The following is a 24,260-nucleotide window of genomic DNA, read 5'->3' as shown; positions in this document are numbered from 1 at the left end:
TCCCACTGGATCCCGGTGTGCAGCACGAACAGGATCCCGCACAGCGCCTGCCGGTCCGGCACTCGCGGCCGGCCCGCGACCAGCTTCGGCCCCGGCTCGAACAGCAACGGCTCAATGAGCGACCACAGCTCGTCCGACACGATCCACGGCCGCGACTGACGCTTCCCCACGACCCGACCAACGAGCAGACAAGCCGATGGTTACTTGATCAATAACTTCTGTTAGGGCCTCTTACGCCACACGCGGTTGTCCTGCCTGTGGTCATGAACGGGAAAAGCAGCATCGCCTCATGCGACAACACATGCAACAAAGAGGACCGGAAGGCCGGCCCGGATACCTGCGCTGCTGACCGCGCTGCTCCCTTCAGCCACGATCGCGCTCAACCCCTACCGCGGCGCCTTTCGCGGCGGCTGAACCCGACACCATGACAGGCCCGCTGACGCCCACCCCGGAAAATGAGGACAGCCAGCACAAGCTCACCATCAACCGCGCACCCGACCACGACCACCACGGCGACGCGATCCGCGCCGCCGGAAAAAAACAGTGCCCTCACCAAGGCCGGACCGCTCGACCTGGCCCAGCCGGGCCAGCACACCGGGACGTCCGCTGTGCCACACCACGGCTCCCAACGACACGTTCCAGCACAGCGGCCCCCGCTGGGACAAGGACGACGACACCTCCCACGGCGGCTGGACTACGCAGGCACTGACCCACATCCCACGACACCGACCCCAGCGGGACCATCGACTCACACCATCCGTACATGGCGCCCTGGCACCACGACCACAACGACCTCGCCCGCATCCCCCTCATCAACCCCACCGAAAAACAGCGGACTTACGGCCACGTCCAAGACCGCAGTCAGTTCCTGGACGGCTTCACGAACTCTCGGATCAGCTCGCCGACCCGGGCCGGCTCGTCGAGATGGACCATGTGTCCGGCCGACTCCAGCCGGACCACGCCGACGCGATCCGGCAACGCCGCGAGCTCCCGTCCGATTCCGCGCACCAGCTCCCCGGTCAACTCTCTGACGCGCTGCGGGAGGTGGCCGAGGTCCGGCGTACGCGCGCCTGCGACGAGCAACACCGGTACGCGCAGTGCGCGAACCTCGGCGAACAGGTCGTAGCCGTCCAGCGGGGCCATCAGTGCGGGAAGTTCACCTGGAAGAGGACGTCCTTCGGCGCGCCGCGCACGCGCCGCCTCGCTCTCCGCGTCCCATCCGAAGCGCTCGGCCGTCGCCCGCGCCTGGACTTCGACCTGGCCGGGTTCCGTCACCGCCGGAGCACCGGCATACAGAGCGATCTGCTCGGCTCGACGCTCCCGCACCTGCTGGGGCGTCAGACCGGGGTACAGCGTGGGCACCCCGCCGCCGAAGCCGTCCAGGTCCACCACGCCGGCACAGTCCCTCGACGCCGCGTACCGCACGGCGATCATGCCGCCCAGTGAGTGCCCGACCAGCCAGGGCCTGCGCAGCCCTAGTCCGCGAATCACGGCGTCCACGTCGGCCAGGTGGTCTTCCCATGCGTACGTGGACGCCGCTACTGAACGCCCGTGGCCGCGCAGGTCCATGGCGACCAGCCGCTGGCCGGGCAGGTGGGGCCGGACGGGCTCCCAGTCGAGTGCCGTGCGGTTGGCGCCGTGGAGGAACAGGACATCAGGGCCTTGCCCGCCGTGGTCGAGGACGGCGATGCCGTCGATCCTCGTCTCCACCGTCATGCGGTGACCTCCTTCGCGACCCGTTCGATCTCGGCGGGCGTGCCCGCCATGATGGTGCGCAGGTGCTCGGTGACCAGTTCCACCGGCCAGTGCCACCACGCCGCCCGGAGCAGCCGCTCGATGTCGGCGTCCTCGTAGCGGCGGCGGATCGGGCGGGCGGGGTTGCCACCGACCACGGTGTACGGCTCGACGTCGGCGGTGACCACCGCGCCGGCTGCGACGATCGCGCCGTCGCCGATCCGTACACCCGGCATGATCAGGGCCTGGTAGCCGATCCAGACGTCGTTCCCGATCACGGTGTCGCCCCGGCTGGGCATGCCGGTGACCAGGTCGAGGGTCCGTTCGGTCCAGGTGCCGCCGAACATGGTGAACGGGAAGGTGGAGACGCCCATGGTGGGGTGGGCGGCGCCCGCCATCAGGAAGCGGGTGCCGGCGGCGATCGCGCAGTACTTGCCGATCACCAGCCGCTCGGGCCCGTAGCCGTAGAGCACGTTGCGGCGTTCGAACTCCGTCGCGCCGTCGGGGTCGTCGTAGTAGGTGTACTCGCCGACTTCGATCCGCGCGTCGGTGACCAGCGGGCGGAGCAGGACCATCCGGTTGTGCTCGGGCAGCGGGTGCAGGGCCTCGGGGTTCGGGATCGATGCGGTCATGGTGACGTGCTTCCTTCACTGGAATGACTAAAGCAACCGGAGTAGCGTTAGTATCCTTGCAGTACGTCCACCCACACGCAAGCCTTAAAGCGACTGGAGTCGACTTTGCCTGAGAAGTCGAAGGCCACGACGGCCATGAAGGCCACAAGGGCCGGCACGAGGCCCGGCGGGCGAAGTGCCCGGGTCCGCGCAGCCGTGGTCGCCGCGACCCTCGCCGAGCTCGCCGAGAAGGGGTACGACCAGCTCACGGTCGAGGCGATCTGCCACCGCGCCGACGTCAACAAATCCACCGTGTACCGGCGCTGGGGCGGCGTCGACGGCCTGATCGCCGACGCACTCGCGCTCTCCGCCGACCAGCCCTGGCCGATCCCCGACACCGGGAATGTGGACGAGGACATCCAACTGATGGCCCACGAGGTGTACACCACCTTCACCGACCCCGGCCTGCGCACCACCCCGACCGCCCTGATCGGCGCGGCCCTCCGCTCCGACCTCGGCGCGGAGGCACTCAGCGCCTTCTTCACCGCCCGCCACCAGCAGGCCGCCGAAGTCGTGATGCGCGCCGTGGAACGGGGCCAACTCCCCGTCGGCGTCGACCCGGTGGAGCTGGTCCGGGCCGCCACCGCCCCGCTCTACCACCAACTCTTCATCACCGGCGAACCCCTCGACGAACGGGCCGCCCACCGCGCGGCCGCCGCCGCCCTACTCGCCGCCCGCGCCGGCCTGTTCGACGCGACAGCACCCTGATCTTCTTCACCAGGATCCGGAAGGAGTCCAGCTCGGCGGGCCGCCCCGCCGATACCGCGTGGTGCCGGCCCCGTGGCGCGCTTGAACACCAGCTGACCAAGACACAACACCCGCTGTCCTGGTTACGGTTCTGGTCGCCTTCACCCCCGCCGGGGACTGTCCGAAGCCCGGCAACCGAACCGTTCCGCCTCAGGTCGGGACGCCCACCCTCGCACCCCCGGCCCCCCGGCCCCCCGACGAACGGTTTTGGCGCCACGAACTTGCCGCGACTTGCACGATCCAGGCAGGCGCGGCCGGGTACGGGGGGATACGCGTCGCGCGGCTGGCTACCGGTGGACCGCGATGTCCAGGACGTCGCAAACCGTCGGCATGGACCAGCGCGGCCAGCACACTCGGCAGCGCGCGTGCGTCCCCGAGGCGCGCCAAGGCCCGGACGGCCTCCTGGTGGCTTCTGCGCAGCCGCGCCTCCGATGCGGCCCATACGTCGGGGCCATGCGCCGCGCGCTGGGCGTCGATGTGCGCGGCGAGTGCTTCCCGGGCGGGCCCGGCGATCGGGTGGCAGGAGTCCAGGACGGCTGCAGCCTCGGCCGCGACCTCCAGCTCGGCCGTAGTGAGCTGGTCGGCGACCAGGAGCAGGAGCCGGGTGTGGTCCCCACGCCAGGCTCGCGTCAGCTCCCCGCTCATACGCACCGCATCCAGACGCGAACCGGGGTCGGGACCGCTCAGGGCGCTGCTGCCCGACCCGCTGTACGTACTCGTGATCCGTGACCATCCCGGTCGTAGAGAAATGCCGCCACTGACCAAGCGTCGCTGAACGGGTGCGGCTCTGTCGCAGGAATTTTGATCGCCAGCGACGTGTCGGCCCAACGCCCGCGCGGGTTGAGGGGCCGGGACACAGGTCGGATGTCAGCGGGCTCCGGGTCACGGTGACGGGAACGTCCATGCAGCTCCTCAGGACTTCGGCGAGCGCGGCCTGTTCGTCGGCATCGAGTTGCCGCCTCCGAGCCCGCAGCCGTGCCCTGGCTGCGGGCCGGGGGCATGACCGGTCGAGATGGAGGGCGTGTCGTCTGTGGACATGGTCGCCGGGGGCCGAACTGCCTGGCCTGGCCACCCGGTGGAACCAGATGCAAGCCCGATACGCATCGGCCCCTCAGACAGGAGGAGCAGGGTTCCACTGCTGAGTCTGCGGGGCCGGTGCATGACTCACGTACCCTGCGATGCGCCCGATAGGCCCGATCCCTCCCAACTACCACAAGTAGGCTTCTCTTTCACGCCAGTGGACCCGGCCGTGTCGGCCGGGTCCACTCATCGCTCGCGCGTGGCGCGCTCCTCGCGCCGGGTGTCTTTCGTCTACCAGCGGTACCAGCGGCCCTTGCGGCCTGCGCTGTCCGCGGAGCGGACGACGAAGCCGAGCAGCCACACAATGAGCACGATCACTGCGATCCACCACAGTGCCTTCAGCGCGAAGCCCGCACCGAAGAGGATCAGAGCCAGCAGAAGAACCAGAAGCAGGGGAACCATCGTTATCAACCTCCTGGCCACCGGATGCCCTTACTTCAGCCCTACAAGCACACAAAATATGAGTTACTTCCAAGGAATGAGGGGCATACGCGCGCCGCACGCCGTGGACGGTTCCCCCTTTCTTACACCTCACGCAGTACGCATCACTCAAAGCTATGTCGTGGCCTTGGGTTTGGTGGGACCGTTACGGGGTCGCGTGTACAGCCGGCACCCCAGATCGGCGGCCGAGGGAACTCAGCACCACGACCGCCATCGAAAAGGCCGAGCGCGGGCCGGACAGCGCGCCACCGCCCAACGAGGAGCTGAACAGGCGCCAGGGCAAGAGCGTGGGCGACGGCATGAGGCCGGCGCGGCGCTGTGAACCCATCACGCTCTCGGCAGTGAGTGAGTGACGCCATCGCTCCCTGCGGGCGAGCAGTCGCCGCAAACAATGGCGGTCATCGGGGGTTCGTTTCTCCGGTGAACCCCCACCCGCCATCCGAGTGATGCCGCTGACGGTACGCCCGCACCGGCGCATGAGAGCCACTACCTGTCTTGATCAGGTTCATTGCCGATCGGAGAGATGAGCGCATGCATCCATTCCACGCGAAGCTTGCCCTGGTCACCACGGCGGTCGCCGCGCTGCTCGCCCCCGTCAGCTCCACTCCCCCGGCTGCGGCCGCAGCCGCAGTGCCCGCCTCCCACGTGGCCGGTGCCCCGAGCGTGCGCCGGGACCTTCCCCAGCCGCCGCCGACCGATGTCGTCCGTAAGGAACTCCGTGAACTCACAGCCGCTGCTAGCATCCGATGACCGGCTACTCGCGCTCTAAGTTCCCCCACTGGATCACCCAGTACGGCGCCTGCGACACCCGCGAGGTCGTCCTCGCCCGCGACGGCCAGGACGTCGCTCAGGACGACCAGTGGTCTGGTACAGCGCCTACGACGGGAAGATCTCCACCAGGCCGTCTACCGAGGTCGACATCGACCACGTCGTCCCACTCGCCAACGGCTGGCGTTCCGGAGCGGATGAGTGGACCACCGCCAAGCGCCGCCAGTTCGCCAACGATCTCGTCAACCCGCCGCTGATCGCCGTGTCGGCGAGCTCCGACAACGAAGCCGGCATCATCACCGGTGACCTCACCGTCCGCACCACCCTCACCGACGACCGGCACCGCGCCACCGTCGCCGTTCAGTAGACCGGCGCCGACGAGTGGTAGACCCTCACCGGCAGCCCCGCCCCCATCCCCGACGGAGGCCTCGCCGCCTACCACCGAGACCTCCTGGGCCGCATCCGGCGCGCCAGAGCGCCACCGCCACCTGACACTGCGGGTCAGCGGCTCCGGGCCTGGTGGGCGGGCAGGTCGGAGCTGGCCCGCGGCATGCCGTCGTGGCACCGGCGGCGCGGGCGAGGGCGGCTTCACCGGGCGGATCTGCGGTGGCGGATGCGGGACTACGTCCGTGCTCTGCTGGGGCGGGCGCCGCGCAAGAACGGCTGGCAGCTCGCGTCGACAGCTGGCTGCCCGTGGTTCCCCCTGCGGCGCGCCCCTGTCGATGGAGTGGGACGCGTGTTTGACGGTCGGTTCCGCGACGACTTCGGTAGCGGCTGGGCCCTCACCCCTTGTCGAGGTGAGGGCCTGGCACTCATGAGCCGCGCCAGAGGTCAGCGCTTGAACATGTCCTTGATCTTTTCCTTGGCCTGACGGGCATCGCCCTTGGACTTCTCCGCCTGGCCCTCGACGACCATCGGGTCATCGACGGCGGCTCGTCCCGTGGCCCTCTTGATTTTTCCCTTGGCCTGCTCGGCCTTGGCCTTGGCCTTCTCGCCAGCTGACATGACAGACACGCCTCCTGCCGTGGTTAACGATTTGTTCGCGTTAAGCGGCGAGTCCCGTGTGCCCAGTACCGACCCTCACAAACGAGTGAAACGACCATGAAAAGGCGGTACGCCGCGGTCTGGACGCGCCGAGATCAGGCGCTGCGCGGCCGTCGCCCCGAGGTCTTCTTCGCCGTCGTGTTCTTCGCCGCAGCCTTCTTGGCTAGCTGCTTCTTCGCGGACGTCTTCCTCGGCTTCGGCAGCTCGTGCACGTCGGCGTGGCCGCCGCCGCCCTCGCCACGGCAGGCCTTCACTTTCTGCACCGGCTCGTTCAGCGCGGCCATGAGGTCGAGCACCTGGGTCGGCTGCTCCGGCTCCGGGTCTCGGGCAGCGGCTGTTCCTCGCGTTTAGCCTCGATGATCTAGGCCGCGGCGTCCGTGTACCGGTCCTGGAACTCCGGGCCTATCAGGTCGTCCACGGTCATGGGGTCCACGAGGGCATGCGTGTAGGCCCCCCGTGGACGCGTGCGCAGATGAGGGGCCCGGAACGTCGCCCGGCTTGCGGTCCCCTCCTGGAGCGCGGTGGGAGCCCGTCAGGACGTGAGGTGCAATCCTGCGGGCGGGTCCCTCGGATACTCCGCCGACCGGCGGGTGGCGCCGTGGCCGCGCCACAAGGTGCGGGCATGACCGACCCGCCCCGCTCACCAGCTGCCAGGCTAGCCGTCTCGTCACCGTTCTCCGGCACGGCCGGGACATGGGTGATGCGGCTGCGGAACTCGAAAACCGTCGGAGCCGTGCTGCCGAAGTGGGTCTCTCCCCCTGCGTCGCGGTGAACCGCAGTCAGTGCAGGATGCTGACGGCCCGCGCAATGACGAGGAGTGAGGTCAAGAGAGCGGAGATGCTCTGAATGCCCATCATGACCTTGGCGCGTGTCGACAGCGGCATGGTGTCGGTCGGGCTGAAGGCCGTGGAGTTGGTGACGGACACATACAGGTAGTCCACCAGGGTGGGAACCCAGTCCGAGGCGCCGCTGGCACCGTCGGCGACCTCTTGGACGGCGTCGTCGTTCTCGTCCTGTGAGAATCGGAAGTCCGCCAGGGGCAACGCGGAGCGGGGCGCCTGGGTGCGACTGACCGGACCGCCCCGGTCCAGCTCCCAGTAGGCCAGACCGAAGACGATGATGTTGGTGAGCCAGACCTGTAGGGCCGCCACCAGCAGTGAGCGGCCATCCTTCACCCCGGCATACACCAGCTCATGGATCAGAATGACCAACGCCACGAGATTGCTGACCGCAATGACGGCTACGAGCGTCAGTGAGAGCACTCTGAAGACCTTCGTCTGCCGAGTCAGACGTTTGGGGTTGATCGCGATGAGCGGAATGAGCAACAGACATTCCAGGGCGGGAAGCACGTACCGCGGAGCGATCAACAAGCGCTGCGGCAGAACCAGGTACAGGGTGATCGCGGCAAGTGTCGCGACCACCGCCGGCAGGCGTGCCTCTCCCCTGCGCTCATGACGAGGATGCCTGGTCCTCGCATCCGCACGCGTACGCGCCATACCCCTGGCCTTCCGGTCGCCGCCACGGACTCCGCCACGGCGTCCACGTATCCACTCGTCGATGCAGGCCACCGGGTTATCCCAGTACTTACCCCCTCGCACAGACTTTGATCAGCCGCAACACATGATCGGCTTGGCCTGGCGAGGAGCAGTTCGTAAGTCGACCGGCGCCGACAGGCCAGGAAGTCCTCCGCCACCTCCGCCAACAGTGCAGGCCGAACAGCTTGCGCCCTCACTCGCAAAACTCGACACGGCCACCCACCAGCTCGCCCTGCAGGCCGCCGCGCAGTGCCGCCAGGCGGCCCTGCAGGCCCGTCGCCAGCGCGACCAGGACCGCGCGCGGTCTGCCCTCCCGTGTCCCACCGCATGCCGCCGCACGGTGGGCTGTGCGGCTGCGCGAGTGGGGCATGTCCGCGCAGGACATCGCCGACCGGGCCGGACTGTCCGTGACCCTAGTCCGCCGCGTGCTACGCACCCCGGCAGACTGCCAGACGGTCCGGGATATCGCCCGCACCTCCGCCGACGCCGTCCTCGGCATCCCGCTCCCTGCCCGCCGCAGCCCCGGCGCCCCCGGCCTGACCGACTCCACCGAGGCATCCCGGCTGCTGGCCGACCTGGCCCGTGCCGGATGGCCCGCCACCACACTCGCCCAGCACCTGGCCGTCAACCCACGCACCGTCGCCGAAATCCGCGATAAGCGCCCCAGCCTCCACCTCGACCTGGCCCTGCGGATACGCCGCCTGCACCGCGACCTGATCAACCTCGACCCGGCCGGCTACGGCATCCGCCCCACCGACATCGCCCGCACCCGCGCCGCAGCCGCCCGACGCAGCGCGGCGTGCAACGTCTGATCCGGGCGGCTCCTAGCAGTCGGCATGAGAATGACCTGGCCTTTCGTCACTCACGTCAGCAGCAGGTGCGCACCACCCGTCAGCGCCAATCACCAGGTCGCCGAAGCTGCGCCACTGACACTCAGATGACGATGTCCATCTGACACTCTTCCGCAGACCGTCAAGGTCGTGGTCGGCCGCGGTTTGCGGTGCCCGCTGATGGAGCGCCAGCAGTTCGCGGTCCTGCGGGTCAAGGCTTGCGCGGGCGTCCGTCCGAGGATCCCGGGCGATAACTGAGCAGGTCTCCTGGCTGGCACTGCAGGACTTCACAGATCCGGGTGAGGGTGGTGAACCGGATCGCCTTGGCGCGTCCGTTCTTGAGCACGGACAGATTGACGTTGGTCACGCCGACGCGGTTGGCGAGTTCGGTGAGGGTCATGCTGCGCTCGCTGAGCAGCCTGTCGAGGTGCACTTCGATGTCATGACCTTCGTGGTCGTCCGCGGCAGCCATCAGACAAGCCCTTCGAGGTCTTCACGCATGGACACACCTTGGCGAGTGATGCGTGCGAAGGTCAGAACACCGAGACCGGTCAGAACAGCCAGGTACGGAAAGTGCCACATGCTCAGCACGATCCCAGCCGAGAAGTCCACGTCCTTGGCCAGCGCCGCAAGCAGGGCCGCCCTGGCATTCGCCTCGGCGAACTCGACGACCAGGCTGCCGACAAGCAGCCACCAGCCGACCAGGCGAAGCCGAGACGCCGTACGCGCGGTGTAAATGCCCTCCCGCGCCGCTCCCCGCAAGAACCGGTGCAGCAGGTACAGGCAGCTGATCAGGAGCAAGCTCGACGGCAGGCTGCTGAGCGCGTCCAGGATACGCAAGTGTGCGTCGGGCGCCCCTGCGCAGTAACGCGGGATCGAGTCGACCTGCGCCCCACTCTCGGCGGCGAAGCCGCCGGGCGTGGCGGAACTGCTGCTCGACTCGTCGGCGATGCAGACGCTGAAGCCTCCCCAACTGCCATGGACGACCGAGACGACGAGTCCTGTTATCGCAAGGGCCAACAGAATGCGCAGGACCACGGACACGACCGTGGCCATGGGCTCGAGCGTCTTCCGGTCTTCGGTCATGGAGTCCCCGCCTTACATATCGATTAACGATGGTATCGAGAAACGATAAGGGCTTGTGGATGTGCGAAGCAACCCCGGCACTGCCCCTGGCGCTCGCCGAGGACCACTACGAGGCTTGCTCGCCGGCCACCGCGGACCAGCCAAGGCGCGGCATCGCGGTAGACGGGCGCTATGCCTGAAGGCAGCGGCGCCCCGTACCAGTGGTCACCGAACCGGCACTTCCGACGCAGGCGGAGTACGCCGAGGGGGCCGAGTTGGCCCGCGCCGAGCTCGCCTCCGTCCTCGGCTGCGCGCCGAGCCCGGAAGCTGAGGCGAAGGCCCGGGCGCTGCTGGAGCGGCTGGGCAGCGCTGCGCACGGTCCGCGGGCGGCCGCGTAGTGGCGGGGATCGCGGTCGTCCTGGACCAGGGTCCTCTCCCCGGCGCCTTTGCAAAGGCGGTCCGGATCCGGGCGGTGGCCGGGGGACCGGTGATTGCCGGAGGCCACGGTGACGTCGTGGCGGGCGAGGACGACCTTGCGGGGATCGGCGCGCAGGAGCCGGTGGGTGAGATGGCCGCCGAGGGGATAGGCGCGGTCGAGTCCGCCTTCCGACCGCCAGCCGGTCAGGCGTCCACTCTCGGTGACCCGGTCGAGCATCAGCCCGCCCAACACGCGGTGCCCGGCCTTTTCAGCATGGGCGATCACCTGTGGCAACGCACCGGGGTACTGGTGGAATTCGTCGGCGTCGGCGAGCAGGTGCCAGCCCTGCCCGGCCCGGTGGCGCAGCTCGTCCCGCAGTTCGCCGTTGGTGTGCTCGTGCCACGGCCCGGTACTGGTGCGGGCAGGGATGATCCCCACCTCACGGGCGACGGCATGAAGTTCGTGCCGCCGGGTGCCGGGGATGTGCTCGGGGAAGTGGAAGGCGATCAGGAACCGCTCGATGCCCAGCTTGCGGTAGTGGCGGACCCAGGCGGCCAGGAGCGGTGGTTCGACCGGTCCGATCACGGAGATCAGGGCAGGAGGCGTGCTCAGCATCGTGGCTCCTTCGTGTGGAGGGAGGCGAAGGTGCGGGTCAGGAGATTGGCCTGTTCAGAGACTGAACGCATGCGTAGCCGCGCGGGGGGGGCTCGGGGCCGGGGAGTTCGGGCGGCTGACGGATGACGTCGTGCAGGGCGTCGGTGAGGGCGACCGGGTCGCCGGCGGGGAAGAGCAGGGCCCAGGGCCGGCCGCGCAGACGGCTGGTGAGGGCCGGGTCGTGATCGGAGACGATCAGCGGAACGCCGAGGCGGGCAGCGTCCATCACCAGCCCGGACTCCTTGGCGACACCGGGGCGCCGGGCGACCAGGGCGGCATCGGCGGCGGCATAGACGAGCCGCAGCACGCTGTCCGTGACCGGGCCGGGCACGGTGTGCAGCCGCAGGCCGGGCAGGGCCTGCCAGCGCTGAAGGACCTGTTCGTTGAGAGGGTGGCCGGTAACCACCAGGTGGAGCGGTTCCTTCAGTCGTGTCAGGGCGGCGTCGATGGTCTCGATGTCCTTGTGGGACCACCAGCCCCCGACCAGACAGACCACGGCTTCGGGGGCAGGGATGTCGAACGCGGCCCGCCCGCCATCGCGTTCGGCGTCAGTCAGGCGCCAGCCGTCGTCTACCGCGAAGGCAGCCACCAGTGCGGGCAGGTGAGGGAAGGACGCAGCGAGTTGGCCTCCGACAGCTCTAGTCGGAGCGAGGGCCATCACCTGTTGCTCGCCGTGGCGGGCGAGACGTCCCAGCCATCGCACGGCGGTGTCCTCGGTGGCGACGACCTGTTCGTGGACGAACCGCAGACGCGGCTGGCCGCCGAGCAGGGCGGCCGCCCCGTGCAGGGCCTCGCTCGCGGTCAGGATCACCACCGCGTCGGCGGCGGGCTGAAGACGGCGGGCAGTGCGCAGCGCGGATGCTTCGGTCAGGCAGCGGGCTACGAGCGTGACCTGGTCCGGCAGCCGCTGAAGGAGGCGGGGCCAGCGGCGAGAGCGGAAGATCCGCTGCCCAGCCGCTGAGAGCCCAGCCGCCGCTCGACCGGCGGCCAGCAGGACGGCCGCCCGGCGTCCTGCCGGTGCGGTGACCAGCCGGGCACCGGTCTCCCGAAGGGCACCCACCGCCTCAGACGCGATCCCGTGCGGGGCGATGGCCAGGCTGCCGGGCCTGGCCTCGGCCAGCGCCGCCAACGTGCGCTGCGCATGGCCTCCCAAGCGGTGGGCATGGGGCTCGATGAGGACGAGGGGCCCGGTCATCCGGAAACCGTCTGGTCGCCGTGGGCGGTGGTGAATCGCTCGCGGAGCCACGCGGGGTCGTTGAGCTGGTCGAACTGCGTCGCCTCGCGAGCGGCCTCACGGGCGAAGGCGACGCCCTCGCGAGCCCCGGCGGCAGCGTAGGCGGCGAACTCCCCCTCGTGGCTGGTCGTCCACGCCTCTACCCGCTGGCGTGCGTCGTCGTCCACCATGCCGTACTCGCTGCCGCGGGCGAGCATCGCGCACTCACGAAAACCCGCCTTCCAGGCGTGGAAGGGGCTCTGGTTGAACCGGGTGACCCCGGCGGTCTGAGGAGCGAACTCGATCCGCCCGGGCAGCGCGGCCAGTACGTCCACGGCCTCACCCATCTCGCGCAGGGCACTGCGGCGGATCAGCTTCAGCCCGCCGTAGCCGTAGGCCAGGCCGTTGACCGGGTTGATCGCCTGCCACACCCGCATGGACACCCCCTCCTCCAGCGGCTCGGCGCCGAACGCGTCGAAGCCGTTGTCGAGGGCGAAGTCGCCGTCGGCGAGGAAGAACTGCTCACGGTCGACGACCTCGGCACACAGCCGGTAGGCCCGGCGCATCCCGTACACGCCGTGCAGGCGCTTGACCATGCCACCCAGCGTCCGCTGCAGGCGGGCATGCAGCGAGTTGGCCATCGGCTCGTCGTACGACAGGAAGACAGCGTCGAAGAGACTCACGCGATGGCCTCCAGGTAGCGGGCCGCGACCAGGGCCGGAGTGAAGTCGGCGGTGGAGGCGTGAGCGCGCTTGGCGTGTACGGCGTAGAACTCGTCGTCCGTGGCCAGACGCTCAGCCAGAGACACGGCTTCCTCGGTGGTGGTGAAGCACAGCTCGGCGTCGATGTGCTCGGCAAGCCAGCCCATACGGGGCGAGATCACGGGCAGGCCCATGCCCTGGCAGTCGATCACGCTCATCGACCACGGGCAGCCGGGCCGAAACGGGGCGATCCCGAAGCAAGCGCTAGCCAGCAGGCGCCGGTAGCGGACGCGGTCGCCCCGGTCGGAGACGACCTGGACGTGCGGCAGAGCGGCGAGCTGGTCGCGCATCTTCTCGGGGCTGTCGTCCAGGCCAGTGCGTTCGGTGCGGCGCCGGCCGAACAGATCCATCACCCGCAGCCTCACAGAGGCGGAGGCCACCAGCTCCCGGGCCAGGGCGACGAACTGCTCCGTACCGTAGTGCGCGTACAGGCGCTGGTTGTAGATGCCGATGGCACCGCCGGTGCTGGAGACAGCCGGGGCGTTGGCCGGGTCACGGACCAGGCGCTCGTCCCTGGGCGCGGGCACCACCTGCAGCTTCTCGCCGAGATCCACGGTCATCCGGGACGCGGCGGCCGACACCCAGGAGGCGGCCGTGGAAGAGTGGACCATCACCCGGTCGCAGGCGGCCAGGCCGGCGGCGAACGCCAGCAGCACCGGCCGGCCCAGCCCCTCGTCGTTCAGGGACGGACCCAGCAGCATCTGACCGCCTCCGTTGAAGGAGAACGGCAGATAGTGGCAGTACCCGGCCAGCAGAGCATCGGACCGGGCCTCCAGCAGGGCGGTGCGGACGGCCGGAGCCGGAGCAGCCACGGTCACCTCAGCCCCCGCATCCACCATCGCCGGGGCGAGCAGATCAGCGAAGATCCACCCCGAATCCGCTGGCAGCCGGTCGGGGTTGGAGATGTTCAGCAGATACAGCACGCGCATGCGGCGTCGCCTCCCTCATCTGCCCTGACGAGCCGGTCCGGGTCGGTGAAGGCAGGAAACCAGTGACGTGAGCCGTGACGGGATGATGAACTGGGATCACTCACGGTTCATTCATGCTCACTGACGATGACGCGGGGCGGGGCCTCGATGGCCACGCAGGACGAGGAGATCACGGTCGAGCAGGCGGCCGACGACTTCGCGGCCGAGCTGGCACGCTGGCGGGAAGTACGCGGCATGCCCAAGCGGGCACTCGCGCAAGCCATGGACTTCGACCCGTCCTACGTCAGCCACATGGAGTCAGGCCGCCAAAAACCACCGAGGAGTTCGCCCGCCTCGCCGACGATGCACTGAACGCTGGCAAGGCGATCTGGCGACGTTGGGGCGACTACGAGCAGGCCAAAAACCGCGAAGCACGGGCCAAACGTCCGCCATCAGCGCCGGCGGCCCCGCGCAGACCCGAGCAGCCGTATGCCACCGGCTCCGCTCTCATCGTCGAACACGACGCAGCCTGCCTGAAGTACGACGGTCGCAACTACCGGCTCACCATGCGCCGCCTGCTGCGGAACACAGGCGCCGAGCCGGTGACCCGCTACCTGATCCGCATCAGTGTCGACCGCTACCCAGGCGACCCCGAGCACTCCAACGCCCACTACCGGGCCCACCCACTGACCTGGGACGAACTCGCCCTCACAGCCACCTGCCGGGCGAGACGATGCGCTGGCAGGCCAAGCATGACCGCGATGCCTTCAAGGAAGTCTGGCTGCTGTTCGACAACGAACACGGCCGCTTCCCGCTCTACCCCGGCGAATCCGTATGGATCGAATACGCCTACACCGTCGGCGACGACAAGTGGGGCAACTGGTTCCAGCGAGCCGTCCGCCTACCCACCGAACAACTCGAAGTCCAACTCGTCCTCCCCGCCGACCTCGACCCCGTCGTACGGGGCACCGAGACCTCCATGACCGCCGAAGCCTCTCCGCTGCGCACCCCGCCGGTCCGTAGCGACGACGCCGGGCTACGGCACTTCACATGGATCACGACCACACCCGCCTTGCACGCTCGGTACCGTCTGGAATGGCGATTCCGGGCACGGCCCGAACCCGAATCGGATCATGGGAGTACAGGTGACTGACGTGCGGCCCAGCCAGCGCATGCGAGACCTCGGCGTCGCCCAGCAGGGCGCCGGCATCCTCGCCGAACCGACCCGAGCCTTCGACCTGCCAGCCGAGCGCGACACGGCTGAACACATCGTGGACGAACTGTTCGCCGCCCTCGAACGCATGGCCAGGTTCACCCCTTCGCCAAGGGCATGGGCATCGCCGCCCCCCAGATCGGCATCGCCCGCTCTGCCGCCATCGTCATGCCGGCCGACGACGCCCCCGCCGTCATCCTGCTAAACCCCCAGATCACCGACCACTCTGATGAGACGGACGAGCAGTACGAGGGCTGCCTCAGCTTCTTCGACGTCCGCGGCCTCATCCCCCGCCCTCTGACGATCACGGTGGAAGCCACCACCCTGACCGGCGAGACCACGACCACCGTGTACGAACGCGGCCTCGCCCGCCTCATCCACCACGAAATCGACCACCTCGACGGCCTGCTGTACACCGCCCGCATGCGAACCGGAGTCGACCCCGTTCCCGTGGAGGAATACCGGCAGACAGGCCGGGCCTGGGCATACGAATAACCACACGTCAGCGATCCGCGCGGCGGCCGGTCCGCCGAGGTATAAGCCGCGCATCGTCCCGACGGTGGGTTCAGTCGCTGATCTTGTCCAGGAACTCGTCCAGCGCCTTGCCGACGCGCTCGAGCCGTCTTGTTTCCATGACCGTCAGATTCGGATTGGCGACGTACCAGCCCTCGGCCGTTATCTGGTGCTTGGCGATCCAGTCTTTCACCGACGGGTCGTGAATCCCCGGCCAGCCTTCCCAGGCGGAGAAGAGCAGGTCCAGGAAGGCGGGAACCTTTGTCACGAAGTCGTCGATGTAGGCGTCCCATTCGCCGTCGTACGCGGTGGCGAAGAGCAGTTTCGTGTCATTGTCCAGGAAGACGAAGCGCATGTCGTGGACGGTTCCGACCCTTTCCGTCTCGACGAAGTTGCCGTGCGCCAACCTCAGCAACGCGCGCAGCCGCTCAGCCCCGCCGGGCGCGAACGGAGCGATGATGGTCAACTCTGAGACCGTGCCGTGACGGCTGCCAACCCGGCCGGCGCTTTCCATCGCCGATGGCGCCGCCGGCGCCTGCGACGCCATCTGCTCGATCACGTTCGCTAGTGCCGTCTTCGCCAGCTCCGGCGCGTCGGCGAACAGCTCCCGCACCTGCTGGGCCTTCTGCTCAACGGTCTTGTCCGGTTCAGATCCGGGCGCTGCCTGCGTTTGCGGTGCCATGGCTGCCTTCTCCTCTCGACCCCTGCGACGCTCGCGCCTTGGTAATCCCTCGGCTCGGCCGGTGGCACTAGGTGCCGAAGACCTCCGCCAGGTTGCTCGGCTCCTTGCGTACCTGATCGTTCAGCTGATGGCGCAGGATCGACGATTGGCGGTAGATCTCTTTTCGCGCGCGCATGATGTTGCCCAGCGGCCGGTGCTCCTCGGTGACGCGCCAGGGCGTCATCGAGGTGGCATCCATCCGCTCCAGGTTGTCGTCCCCGCCGATGTCCTGCTGAGGCAGCCGTAGCTTCGCGACGGTCACGAACGGCGACAGTGTCTCGGACCAGCGGACGGTCAGGTCCTCAACGGGCATGTGGTCCAGATCCGTGCAGAGCTGGACCTGGATGTCGAACTCGTAGGGACGTTCGCGCAGCTCCGCCACGAGCGCGGGGCGAAAGACCTGTTCCTGGGCACTGGGATCGAGAGTCCGTTGCACTACGCGGTCCGCGAACTCCTGAACCGGCGCCACGCGGACTTTGGCGATGTAGTCACCATGCCGTACGGAGCCCATCGTCCAATACGTCGAGAGCAGCAGGTTGACGTACTTGATCTGGGTGAACTGGAGAAAGGCGCCCAGTTCCTTCCACGCCCATTCCTCAGGGGGGAGCGTTCCCTTGCCGGTGACCCAGTCATGGAGGAAGCGGTACATTTTAGCCCGCCTTTCTTCCGGAGACTCGTCGGCCGGCGGAACCATGCCAAGCGACTGGAACAGGGGGTCGATGAACACGTAGTGCTCGATGTTGTTGACGAAGAAGATGGGGAAACTGAGCATCGCGTAGTCGAAGGTGTGACTGTCCGGCTCGTCCTCCAAGAGGGTTTCTCCGTCGATGCCGAAAATCTTCAACCCTATGCCAACGCCGGCTCCCAGGAACCTGTCGGCTCCGGTATGACTGGTCCCTTGGGAGAAGCGGACTATGGCTTCGTGACGTCCCGGCTCACCGTAGATGCCCTGCCCGTACGGCTCCGGCACGCCCGCCAGGATTTCGACTTCGGCCCGCGCAAGTCCGTAGCCCTTGGCGTGGGCGTCGCGCACGGCCCGCTGAATCCCTTCGGCCTCGACAGACCTCTTGATGTGTTGCTTCATATTCTCGATGACCGCCTCAAGACTTTTCTCGAAGTTGTCATCGACGCGCTCGACGTCGGGGCTGAACCTGACGAAATCCTGTGGCATCTTCGATTCCCCCATGAAACGAGGCGTGTTCTGCGATAGCCAGCACGCTGGCTCCTCGGCATCGGTTAGAGGCCGCGGTGCAGGACACGCTCCGGGCCTCCGCGGGATGGCGCCCAGCAACGCCGGCGCAGTGCCACCGGGTTAGACGAACGCATTGGTTGCGGCGAGCGCCGACACAGCGGTTGGCCGATCACCAAGCGCCGCGTGGCTCACCCCGCCGTGCTAGCTCCCGGTCAGCAGAGCTGTGTGATCTTTCGCTGCCAGCCACCCTTGTGAAGGTTCTGGCCTGGGCAGCGCCTACCCGTATTGTCACACCGGGATTTGTGCGTTGCACCCGTTGAAGCGGGCACCACTCGCGCTGCACAGCTCAGACCAAACCCGCTACGGCGATCGCTCGTTCCGTCATCAACTTATGCAGCCGCAAGCCGGCGGCCGCATTAAGGATAAACTGCGCAGCCTCCCGGAGAGGGGCGTCACAGAGAGCACGTTTAGGCAATGCTACGCACACCCCACAGAATACGGGCCGGCCTCAGGAGATCAATTGGCGTGAGAACCGTCGTGATCGGCAATCCGGATTACACTTGGCTCACTAGGCTGGTTTCGGGCCGAACCCCGGAAGGGTGCACCTGCGCAGCCCAGCCAAATAGGAGAGAGCCATGACGACACAGAGTTCCGAGTCGGCCGCTGCTCCGAGAGTGTTCAGGCAGCCTGACGGTGTCGGGAAGCGGGTCGGGGAGCTGGCGGAAATCACCGTTCTCTGGGATGTCAAACCGGGCGGGGCAGAGAGGTTCCGCCAGCACGCCGACAAGATCCAGGAAGACGCCTTCCACTACGAAAAGCTCGTCGGCACTGTCCACGACTTCCGTGTCACGTTCATCAACAACGACACCCAGGTCATAGGCGCAGTGACCTATGACGGCGACTTCAAGCCGTACATCGCGGACATCTTCGCCAACGCCGCGCCCTGGTTCGACGAGATGTTCGACGGTGTCCTCGAGGGCTACCCCGGGGCGAGCAACCCTGGCATCGTCGACTGGTTGACGCCGAAGATCGTGGAGGCCGACATGTGGTACGCCTCCAACCCGACCATGACGGTCGAGGAGACGGCCAAGGCGCAGAAAGTCTCACAGGCGTTCAACACTCTGCTGGATGCTGCGGCCGGCTAGTGGCCCGGTTCCGTCCGAGGGAGTGGGCTTGCCCCAGCAGTTCTCTTCGATCCCAGGTGCTGAGGCCGTCTCGCCGTAACACCTGGGCGCCACCAGGCGGCCCGGTACGGTGCACGGAGCGCCGGCCGGAGCCTTCAGGAGGTCGCAATCGTCATGTCCGACCACCTTTCCGGCACCCGGGCCCTGGCCGATCCGGCCATCGACCTCACCGACCTTTATGCCTTTCCCAGCCCCGCACAGGCGGGCCGGCTCGTCCTCGTCATGGATGTGTTTCCCAATGCCCGGCCGGGAGCGCTGTTCTCTGACGCGGCCAGCTATCGGTTCCGCGTTCGTCCGGTTACCGTCCCGGCGGGTGGTTCTGACTCGCTCTTCGACGTCGGCACCGACGAATACGCCTTCACCTGCACTTTCTCAGCCCCGTCCGGGTCGGACGCCAACGGGAGGCTGACGCAGCAGGGCACGTGCACGCTTCCCACCGGGGAACCTGTTTCGTCGCAGGTGAATGACGAGCGGGGCGGCCACGGCCGAGGCGTTCGCTTCTACGCCGGGTTGCGGCTGGACCCCTTCTTCATGGACGTGCTCAAGGAGGTGGAGACGCGGGCGCGCAAGCGGCTCTCCTTCCAGCCGAAGGGCACCAACTCCCTGGAGGGCAACGACGTTCTATCCATCGTCGTAGAGCTCGACGTGGCCGAGGCACTCGGAACGGATGCGGGCACTGTCTTCGGCGTCGCCGCGGAAAGCGTCACGGCCGGCCCCTACCCTGTGCGCCTCGAACGGCTCGGCCGCCCGGAGATGAAGAACATCCTCCTGTCGGACAACGGTGTCGACACCGCCAACACAGTCGTGGACCTGCGCGATCTCTACAACGAGGAAGACCCGTTCCGGCTGGGCCCGAGTTACCTGGACGCCTATCGTGCACGGCTCAACGCCAACCTGGCCTTTTTCGACGGGCTTGACGGCAAGATCGACTGGCCGACGCGGTCGGACGGTACGCATCCGCTGACCGAGCTGCTGCTCGGCGACTTCCTGGTCGTGGACGTCGCCAAGCCATACGACGAGGACAGCTATTTCGAGATCGAGCGAGCCCTGTTGGAGGTACGGACGCACGAGACCTGTGGCGGCCGGTCACTCAACGACGACGTCATCGACACGCTGTACACGCTGATCGTCAACGCGGGCCGTGGACCGCGGGTCAGCGACGGCGTCGACGGGACCGTCCCGGCCTCACGGGACTTTCCCTACCTGGCGCCACCCAACCCCCATCCGCCCGAGCGCGAGGCCGGCATCCCGACGGCCACCACGAGCCAGTGAGCACCTCCACCGCGGCCACGCGTTCAAGCGGCCAGGTGCGGCGAGACCTTGCAAGGGGCCCGGTCACAACGGCCGGCGCGATCGCCATGAGCAACCTCGATGCACGCATCGAGGGCCTGACATCGCAGGTCGCACGGGGCGACCTGGCTGGTGACGAGTGGGGCGAACTGGTGGAGCTGACGGCCCTGCGCGGACATGTCCTGGGTCGCATCGCCGAGGCCGAGCGGGCTGCGGCGCTGGCGGAAGCACGCGTCGGACAAGCACCACACGATCCCCGGCCCCTGGTGGCTCGCGCAAGAACGGCGGCCCACTTCCACCGGTTCCCGGCAGCCCTGGCCGATCTCAGCGCGGCAGCTGCGCTGGGACTCGATCGGCAGGGCCTGGACGAGGAGCGCGCCGCCGTCTATCAGGCAGTCGGTCGGTACGACGAGGCACTCGCCCTGCATCGGCACGCGCTGTCGCAGCGGCGCGACTTCACAGCCCTGGGCGCCCTGGGTGCCTACCATGATGGGGCTATTTGAATTTCCCCACCCCCCGCTAAGGCATGGGGCAAACCCGCTCTGTTGATCTCCCCACCCTTCGTGTGACCTTGTTCGGTCTCTTCGCGTGATCCTCTCCGGCGTGTCGAGTTGGCCCGGGAGTGTCGTGGAGAGCCTGCGTGAGCCATGAGTTCGGCCTGGTCGGGGGCCTGAATGCTCACGCGGGAGGAAGACGTGGATGCTCACGCTCTGCGTCGCCAGGGATGGACGATCTCGGCGATCGCACGGCACCTGGGCCGGGACCGCAAGACGATCCGTGCCTATCTGAACGGTGAGCGGATCCCTGACCAGCGTCGTCAGGCACCGGACGCGTTCGTCCCCTTTCTGCCGTACTGCCGGCAAAGACTCGCGGACGACCCTCACCTGTGGGCCTCGACCTTGTTCGACGAGGTGACTGCGCTGGGTTACCAGGGGGCGTACTCGACCTTCACTCGGGCCCTTCGCCGCTACCAGGTCCGACCGCACTGCGAGCCCTGTCATGCGTCGACCGGCCGGAACGTGGCGGTGATCGCTCACCCGCCGGGCGAGGAGATCCAGTTCGACTGGTTGGAACTGCCGGACCCGCCGCAAGAGTGGGGAGTGGGTGAGCATGCCCATCTGCTGGTCGGGGCGCTCGCGCATTCGGGCCGGTGGCGGGCTGCGTTGTCGGAATCCGAGAATTTCCCGCATCTGGTCCAGGCCCTGGACGAGGTGATGCGCAAACTCGGTGGGACCGCGCGGCGCTGGCGGTTCGACCGGATGGCGACGGTCTGCTACCCCTCCAGCGGGCAGGTGACTTCCGCGTTCGCCGCGGTTGCGAAGTACTACGGGGTGGGAGTGGACATCTGCCCGCCACGTCGCGGCAACCGCAAGGGAGTGGTGGAGAAGGTCAACCACTCGGCCGCACAACGCTGGTGGCGCACGGTTCCTGACGGCCTGAGCGTCGCCCAGGCACAGTCCGGCGTCGACAAACTCGCCCACCGAATGGACGAGCGACGCCGCAGCAGCGGAGTGGCCACTACGGTCGGCGAACTCGCACAGGCGGAAGCGCTGTTGGACATCCCGGTGCGGCCCTTTCCGGCCGAGCTGGAGGTCGAGCGGACGGTCAGCCCGCAGAGCCTGGTGCAGTTCGACGGCAACTTCTACTCCGTCCCACCGGGCCTGCCCGGAGTCCAGGTCAAGGTGCTGCACCGCCTGGGCGAGAGCGACCTGCGGATCGCCACCGCCGGCCGGGCAGTGATCGCTCAGCACCGCCGAGCCCCGCGGGGCGCCGGTCAGACCATCCGGGACGACGGCCACGTCATCGCCTTGGAGCGGGCAGTGCTGGCGTCGTTCTCCGACCGGGCCCCCTGCAAGAGCAAGGTTCGCAAGCCGCTGTCAGAGGCCGCGATCGCGGAAGCCGAGCGCCTGCGCGGATCATCCCTGGCCGGTGATCCGGCCGAGCGGGTCGTGATCGACCTATCCCACTATGCCGCCGTGGCCGACCAGATGCGGAGTGTTCCCCCGCCGAAGGAGGAGAACCCGGAGTGAGTACGTCGCCCATGCAGATGAGCGAAGCACGACGCTTCCAGCAGCTGCGAAGCCATCTGTCCTACCTCAAACTCAACGACGCCGCTGAGGCACTGAACCGGGTCCTGGACCAGGCCCGCGCCGAACGGATGTCGCTGACAGCGGCTCTGGAACGGCTGCTGGAGATCGAGGTCGAAGCCACCGAGGCCCGCCGGCTCGCCGCACGGCTGCGATTCGCCTGTCTGCCCGAGCCCTGGACACTCAATGACTTCGACTTTGCGGCCCAGCCCGGAGTCGACGAGAAGCTCATCCGCGACCTGGCCACGTTGCGTTTCCTCGACGACGCCTCCAACGTCCTGTTCGTCGGACCTCCGGGAGTCGGCAAAACCATGCTGTCCGTCGCACTCGGGCGGGCCGCAGTCGAAGCAGGACACCGCGTCTATTTCACCACCGCCGCGGAACTGGCGGCCAAGTGCCACAAGGCTGCCCTCGAGGGCCGTTGGAAGACCTGCATGAACTTCTTCGCCGGCCCCAAGCTCCTGATCATCGATGAACTGGGCTACCTCCCTCTGCCCGAGGACGGTGCCTCGGCACTGTTCCAGGTGATCAACCAGCGGTATCTGAAATCGAGCACCATCCTGACGACCAACGTCGGGATCGCCGACTGGGCCGGCGCCTTTGGTGACGCCACAGTCGCTGCAGCGATGCTCGACCGGCTCCTGCACCGGGCCGCTGTCGCCGGCATCGACGGCCCCTCCTACCGGCTCCGCGGCCACCAGAACCAGGCCGAATCCATCCGAGCCGGGGTGAACGCCCGTGTCTCCTGACCACACTCCCGACACCGCCGAGGTCGAACCCGAGATGGCCCGTCGCTGCCCGGCCTGCGAGACCGTCTTCACCGTCGCCTACCGCTACAGCCGACAGGTCTTCTGCTCGCCCACCTGCAAGTCGGCGAATCGCAATAACAAGCCAGCCCGGCAGACCTGCCCGGCCTGCGAGAACGAGTTCACCACCACGGTCGCCCGCCGCCGGACCTACTGCTCCGAAGAGTGCCGCAACGCCGCCCGCACCAGCGACGACATCCGGGAAAAGCGCGTCTGCCCCGTCTGCGGCGACCCTTTCGCGACCCTCAAAACGACGCGCCAGATCTACTGTTCGCCGGCCTGCCGCAAAGACGCCGAGCGCCGACGCGACCAGGCGAGGGACGAAGACCGTGCCCGTCGCCTCGGCGAAACCACACCTCCGCCATCGCGGCCCGATTTGCCGCTGCCACCCAGAACACTCAGCAGGTCTCCCTCACGCCAACCAGTGGCTCCCGAGCGTGACCCGCTGGAACCAACCGCGACTCGGAACTGCCCCCACTCCAACCAGCCGGTCACCATCGTCGCGCTTCTTGCGACCCCTGAAGCCGCCCGCCCCTCCGTCCCCACCGCAAGCCCTGACATCGTCCCGCTGAGAAGGACTCCATGACAGTCGTCCACTGACCGTCACTGATCACCGGGCCCGCCGACCTGACGGTCGGCGGGCCCCTGCACGTGCTCTTCGCTCCCCACCTTCCCCACACCCTTCAACGGCGAACGAAGTGGGGCGAAGAGCATCGGCGGCCGTTTTCAGGAATCGCCATCAACCACGCCGAGCGCGGCGAGGCGGCCGAGGCCGAGACATGGTTTCTCGCAGCGAGACGCTGCTACCGCGGGGTCAGTCCCTTCCCACTCGCGGTGCTCGAATTCCAGTGCGCGCAGGCATGGCTGTCCACGGATGACCTGGCACGTGCGCGCATCTGGTTGGAGTCAGCGATTCGCCGACTGCCGGCCTACGTGCCGGCGCAAGGTCGCATCGCCGAGATCGATGCCGCCGAAGGCGGGGTCGCCGTGGCAATCGGACACCTGCACCGGCTTGCGCTGGAGAGTGACGATCCGCACTACGCGGCCCAGCTCACCCGCATTCTCGCCGCGGGGGAAGCAGGGGCCCAGGCGGAGTTCTGGCGCGCCCACGCCGCTGCTCACTACGAGAGGTTGATGGCGCGCCACGCCGAGGCGTACGCCGATCACGCGGCGGAGTTCTGGCTGACCGTCGGCGGCGATCCCTCTCGGGCCCTTCGGCTGGCGCTGCAGAACCTCACGCTTCGACCGACCCCGCGCGCCCGCGCGCTCGTGGATCGCGCGAGCCGCCGTGTCCAGGTACTCCTCTGGGTGCACCACCGAGTACGAAGTTGTGTGCACCACAGCTCAGGCCACGTCGGTGTCCCGCTCGATGGCCTGGAGGCGGT

The 24,260-nt window shown here is 68.0% G+C and carries 27 protein-coding genes and 1 pseudogene; 13 read left to right on the top strand and 15 right to left on the bottom strand.

Going from position 1 to position 24,260, the window contains the following annotated elements; translation table 11 throughout:
* From IO33_RS0140975 to IO33_RS0140965, 3 genes are all read right to left on the bottom strand, one after another.
* Nucleotides 1-143: transposase (locus IO33_RS0140975; protein ID WP_425348003.1), on the bottom strand; the 143-nt coding region annotated here is incomplete at its 3' end.
* Nucleotides 144-861: 718 nt separating this feature from the next.
* Entirely contained in the window at nucleotides 862-1,716 is an 855-nt protein-coding gene (locus tag IO33_RS46365) for an alpha/beta fold hydrolase (RefSeq protein ID WP_051927284.1), read from the bottom strand.
* A complete protein-coding gene (locus tag IO33_RS0140965; RefSeq protein ID WP_031174189.1) occupies nucleotides 1,713-2,366 on the bottom strand; it encodes a CatB-related O-acetyltransferase in 654 nt (217 codons plus the stop codon). The genes IO33_RS46365 and IO33_RS0140965 overlap by 4 nt, the downstream gene beginning before the upstream one ends.
* Before the next feature lie 105 nt (nucleotides 2,367-2,471).
* On the opposite strand from IO33_RS0140965, the gene IO33_RS0140960 reads away from it, so the two are divergent.
* Nucleotides 2,472-3,113 (top strand): TetR/AcrR family transcriptional regulator, encoded by a 642-nt coding sequence (locus IO33_RS0140960; protein WP_245236053.1) that lies wholly within the window; start codon nucleotides 2,472-2,474, stop codon nucleotides 3,111-3,113.
* A gap of 1,350 nt (nucleotides 3,114-4,463) precedes the next feature.
* On the opposite strand, the gene IO33_RS0140950 is transcribed toward IO33_RS0140960, so the two are convergent.
* Nucleotides 4,464-4,634, bottom strand: a complete 171-nt coding sequence (locus IO33_RS0140950) for a DUF5670 family protein (protein ID WP_031174186.1) — start codon at nucleotides 4,632-4,634, stop codon at nucleotides 4,464-4,466.
* A gap of 898 nt (nucleotides 4,635-5,532) precedes the next feature.
* Here IO33_RS0140950 and IO33_RS53910 point away from each other — a divergent pair.
* Nucleotides 5,533-5,808: a GmrSD restriction endonuclease domain-containing protein gene (locus IO33_RS53910; RefSeq protein ID WP_051927283.1), complete on the top strand. Its 276-nt coding sequence runs from the start codon at nucleotides 5,533-5,535 to the stop codon at nucleotides 5,806-5,808.
* A gap of 464 nt (nucleotides 5,809-6,272) precedes the next feature.
* Here the strand turns inward: IO33_RS53910 and IO33_RS48720 are convergent, their stop codons facing one another.
* From IO33_RS48720 to IO33_RS0140930, 3 genes are all read right to left on the bottom strand, one after another.
* The gene (locus tag IO33_RS48720) at nucleotides 6,273-6,446 is read right to left on the bottom strand and encodes a CsbD family protein (protein ID WP_078964145.1); all 174 of its coding nucleotides are present in this window, start codon (nucleotides 6,444-6,446) and stop codon (nucleotides 6,273-6,275) included.
* Nucleotides 6,447-6,580: 134 nt separating this feature from the next.
* Nucleotides 6,581-6,769 (bottom strand): hypothetical protein, encoded by a 189-nt coding sequence (locus tag IO33_RS51530; RefSeq protein ID WP_167349510.1) that lies wholly within the window; start codon nucleotides 6,767-6,769, stop codon nucleotides 6,581-6,583.
* 495 nt (nucleotides 6,770-7,264) lie between these two features.
* Nucleotides 7,265-7,906: a hypothetical protein gene (locus IO33_RS0140930; RefSeq protein ID WP_209439013.1), complete on the bottom strand. Its 642-nt coding sequence runs from the start codon at nucleotides 7,904-7,906 to the stop codon at nucleotides 7,265-7,267.
* Between the two features lie 482 nt (nucleotides 7,907-8,388).
* Here IO33_RS0140930 and IO33_RS0140925 point away from each other — a divergent pair, with 482 nt between their 5' ends.
* Nucleotides 8,389-8,832 (top strand): hypothetical protein, encoded by a 444-nt coding sequence (locus tag IO33_RS0140925; RefSeq protein ID WP_157858062.1) that lies wholly within the window; start codon nucleotides 8,389-8,391, stop codon nucleotides 8,830-8,832.
* A 229-nt stretch (nucleotides 8,833-9,061) separates the two neighbouring features.
* Here IO33_RS0140925 and IO33_RS0140920 read toward each other — a convergent pair whose 3' ends face one another.
* From IO33_RS0140920 to IO33_RS0140895, 6 genes are all read right to left on the bottom strand, one after another.
* Nucleotides 9,062-9,322 carry a helix-turn-helix domain-containing protein gene (locus IO33_RS0140920; RefSeq protein WP_031174182.1) on the bottom strand — a complete coding sequence of 87 codons (261 nt, stop codon included), beginning with the start codon at nucleotides 9,320-9,322 and terminating at the stop codon, nucleotides 9,062-9,064.
* The gene (locus IO33_RS0140915; RefSeq protein ID WP_031174181.1) at nucleotides 9,322-9,936 is read right to left on the bottom strand and encodes a DUF2975 domain-containing protein; all 615 of its coding nucleotides are present in this window, start codon (nucleotides 9,934-9,936) and stop codon (nucleotides 9,322-9,324) included. The genes IO33_RS0140920 and IO33_RS0140915 overlap by 1 nt, the downstream gene beginning before the upstream one ends.
* A gap of 169 nt (nucleotides 9,937-10,105) precedes the next feature.
* Entirely contained in the window at nucleotides 10,106-10,948 is an 843-nt protein-coding gene (locus tag IO33_RS0140910) for a glycosyltransferase family 2 protein (RefSeq protein ID WP_078964144.1), read from the bottom strand.
* Nucleotides 10,949-10,985: 37 nt separating this feature from the next.
* Nucleotides 10,986-12,182 carry a glycosyltransferase gene (locus tag IO33_RS45125; RefSeq protein ID WP_245236052.1) on the bottom strand — a complete coding sequence of 399 codons (1,197 nt, stop codon included), beginning with the start codon at nucleotides 12,180-12,182 and terminating at the stop codon, nucleotides 10,986-10,988.
* Nucleotides 12,179-12,883 (bottom strand): hypothetical protein, encoded by a 705-nt coding sequence (locus tag IO33_RS0140900; protein ID WP_031174179.1) that lies wholly within the window; start codon nucleotides 12,881-12,883, stop codon nucleotides 12,179-12,181. Before IO33_RS0140900 ends, IO33_RS45125 begins: the two co-directional genes overlap by 4 nt.
* Nucleotides 12,880-13,890: a glycosyltransferase gene (locus IO33_RS0140895; protein WP_031174178.1), complete on the bottom strand. Its 1,011-nt coding sequence runs from the start codon at nucleotides 13,888-13,890 to the stop codon at nucleotides 12,880-12,882. Before IO33_RS0140895 ends, IO33_RS0140900 begins: the two co-directional genes overlap by 4 nt.
* A 126-nt stretch (nucleotides 13,891-14,016) precedes the next feature.
* On the opposite strand from IO33_RS0140895, the gene IO33_RS53220 reads away from it, so the two are divergent.
* The 3 genes from IO33_RS53220 to IO33_RS45115 all read left to right on the top strand — a co-directional run bounded on the left by IO33_RS53220 (nucleotide 14,017) and on the right by IO33_RS45115 (nucleotide 15,577).
* Nucleotides 14,017-14,241: a helix-turn-helix domain-containing protein gene (locus tag IO33_RS53220; RefSeq protein ID WP_245236051.1), complete on the top strand. Its 225-nt coding sequence runs from the start codon at nucleotides 14,017-14,019 to the stop codon at nucleotides 14,239-14,241.
* Nucleotides 14,242-14,602: 361 nt separating this feature from the next.
* Nucleotides 14,603-15,022, top strand: coding sequence for a hypothetical protein (locus IO33_RS53215; RefSeq protein WP_245236050.1), 420 nt, complete (start codon nucleotides 14,603-14,605; stop codon nucleotides 15,020-15,022).
* 177 nt (nucleotides 15,023-15,199) lie between these two features.
* Nucleotides 15,200-15,577 (top strand): peptide deformylase, encoded by a 378-nt coding sequence (locus IO33_RS45115; RefSeq protein WP_078964142.1) that lies wholly within the window; start codon nucleotides 15,200-15,202, stop codon nucleotides 15,575-15,577.
* 70 nt (nucleotides 15,578-15,647) lie between these two features.
* On the opposite strand, the gene IO33_RS0140880 is transcribed toward IO33_RS45115, so the two are convergent.
* Together IO33_RS0140880 and IO33_RS0140875 are read right to left on the bottom strand one after the other, a co-directional pair.
* Nucleotides 15,648-16,277 carry a hypothetical protein gene (locus IO33_RS0140880; RefSeq protein ID WP_031174177.1) on the bottom strand — a complete coding sequence of 210 codons (630 nt, stop codon included), beginning with the start codon at nucleotides 16,275-16,277 and terminating at the stop codon, nucleotides 15,648-15,650.
* A gap of 67 nt (nucleotides 16,278-16,344) precedes the next feature.
* On the bottom strand, nucleotides 16,345-17,502 hold the full coding sequence (locus IO33_RS0140875) for a catalase family protein (protein ID WP_037687287.1): 1,158 nt from the start codon (nucleotides 17,500-17,502) through the stop codon (nucleotides 16,345-16,347).
* Nucleotides 17,503-18,143: 641 nt separating this feature from the next.
* Here IO33_RS0140875 and IO33_RS0140870 point away from each other — a divergent pair.
* The 7 genes and pseudogenes from IO33_RS0140870 to IO33_RS0140845 form a co-directional block, all read left to right on the top strand.
* Nucleotides 18,144-18,653 (top strand): hypothetical protein, encoded by a 510-nt coding sequence (locus tag IO33_RS0140870; protein ID WP_157858061.1) that lies wholly within the window; start codon nucleotides 18,144-18,146, stop codon nucleotides 18,651-18,653.
* 153 nt (nucleotides 18,654-18,806) lie between these two features.
* Nucleotides 18,807-19,964, top strand: a complete 1,158-nt coding sequence (locus tag IO33_RS0140865) for a DUF4331 family protein (protein ID WP_031174174.1) — start codon at nucleotides 18,807-18,809, stop codon at nucleotides 19,962-19,964.
* Between the two features lie 86 nt (nucleotides 19,965-20,050).
* Nucleotides 20,051-20,485 (top strand): hypothetical protein, encoded by a 435-nt coding sequence (locus tag IO33_RS50885; RefSeq protein ID WP_157858060.1) that lies wholly within the window; start codon nucleotides 20,051-20,053, stop codon nucleotides 20,483-20,485.
* A gap of 192 nt (nucleotides 20,486-20,677) precedes the next feature.
* Entirely contained in the window at nucleotides 20,678-22,012 is a 1,335-nt protein-coding gene (locus IO33_RS0140855) for a Mu transposase domain-containing protein (RefSeq protein WP_245236049.1), read from the top strand.
* Nucleotides 22,009-22,818 carry an IS21-like element helper ATPase IstB gene (istB, locus tag IO33_RS0140850; protein WP_245236048.1) on the top strand — a complete coding sequence of 270 codons (810 nt, stop codon included), beginning with the start codon at nucleotides 22,009-22,011 and terminating at the stop codon, nucleotides 22,816-22,818. Before IO33_RS0140855 ends, istB begins: the two co-directional genes overlap by 4 nt.
* Entirely contained in the window at nucleotides 22,808-23,461 is a 654-nt protein-coding gene (locus IO33_RS50880) for a hypothetical protein (RefSeq protein WP_157858059.1), read from the top strand. Before istB ends, IO33_RS50880 begins: the two co-directional genes overlap by 11 nt.
* Before the next feature lie 65 nt (nucleotides 23,462-23,526).
* Nucleotides 23,527-24,260, top strand: a pseudogene (locus IO33_RS0140845) (hypothetical protein); the annotation flags it as partial.

Source organism: Streptomyces durhamensis, from assembly GCF_000725475.1.
In the GTDB taxonomy this organism is placed as follows: Bacteria; Actinomycetota; Actinomycetes; order Streptomycetales; family Streptomycetaceae; genus Streptomyces; species Streptomyces filipinensis.
Note: the sequence above shows the minus strand (reverse complement) of the source record. Positions and strands in the feature narration are given on the sequence as shown.

Coding starts and splice junctions, on each gene's coding strand:
- IO33_RS46365 (WP_051927284.1), bottom strand. CDS start 1,716: ATGACGGTGGAGACGAGGATCGACGGCATCGCCGTCCTCGACCACGGC.
- IO33_RS0140965 (WP_031174189.1), bottom strand. CDS start 2,366: ATGACCGCATCGATCCCGAACCCCGAGGCCCTGCACCCGCTGCCCGAG.
- IO33_RS0140950 (WP_031174186.1), bottom strand. CDS start 4,634: ATGGTTCCCCTGCTTCTGGTTCTTCTGCTGGCTCTGATCCTCTTCGGT.
- IO33_RS48720 (WP_078964145.1), bottom strand. CDS start 6,446: ATGTCAGCTGGCGAGAAGGCCAAGGCCAAGGCCGAGCAGGCCAAGGGA.
- IO33_RS51530 (WP_167349510.1), bottom strand. CDS start 6,769: ATGGCCGCGCTGAACGAGCCGGTGCAGAAAGTGAAGGCCTGCCGTGGC.
- IO33_RS0140925 (WP_157858062.1), top strand. CDS start 8,389: ATGTCCGCGCAGGACATCGCCGACCGGGCCGGACTGTCCGTGACCCTA.
- IO33_RS0140920 (WP_031174182.1), bottom strand. CDS start 9,322: ATGGCTGCCGCGGACGACCACGAAGGTCATGACATCGAAGTGCACCTC.
- IO33_RS0140915 (WP_031174181.1), bottom strand. CDS start 9,936: ATGACCGAAGACCGGAAGACGCTCGAGCCCATGGCCACGGTCGTGTCC.
- IO33_RS0140910 (WP_078964144.1), bottom strand. CDS start 10,948: ATGCTGAGCACGCCTCCTGCCCTGATCTCCGTGATCGGACCGGTCGAA.
- IO33_RS45125 (WP_245236052.1), bottom strand. CDS start 12,182: ATGACCGGGCCCCTCGTCCTCATCGAGCCCCATGCCCACCGCTTGGGA.
- IO33_RS0140895 (WP_031174178.1), bottom strand. CDS start 13,890: ATGCGCGTGCTGTATCTGCTGAACATCTCCAACCCCGACCGGCTGCCA.
- IO33_RS53220 (WP_245236051.1), top strand. CDS start 14,017: ATGACGCGGGGCGGGGCCTCGATGGCCACGCAGGACGAGGAGATCACG.
- IO33_RS53215 (WP_245236050.1), top strand. CDS start 14,603: ATGCGCTGGCAGGCCAAGCATGACCGCGATGCCTTCAAGGAAGTCTGG.
- IO33_RS45115 (WP_078964142.1), top strand. CDS start 15,200: ATGGGCATCGCCGCCCCCCAGATCGGCATCGCCCGCTCTGCCGCCATC.
- IO33_RS0140880 (WP_031174177.1), bottom strand. CDS start 16,277: ATGGCACCGCAAACGCAGGCAGCGCCCGGATCTGAACCGGACAAGACC.
- IO33_RS0140875 (WP_037687287.1), bottom strand. CDS start 17,502: ATGGGGGAATCGAAGATGCCACAGGATTTCGTCAGGTTCAGCCCCGAC.
- IO33_RS0140870 (WP_157858061.1), top strand. CDS start 18,144: ATGACGACACAGAGTTCCGAGTCGGCCGCTGCTCCGAGAGTGTTCAGG.
- IO33_RS0140865 (WP_031174174.1), top strand. CDS start 18,807: ATGTCCGACCACCTTTCCGGCACCCGGGCCCTGGCCGATCCGGCCATC.
- IO33_RS50885 (WP_157858060.1), top strand. CDS start 20,051: ATGAGCAACCTCGATGCACGCATCGAGGGCCTGACATCGCAGGTCGCA.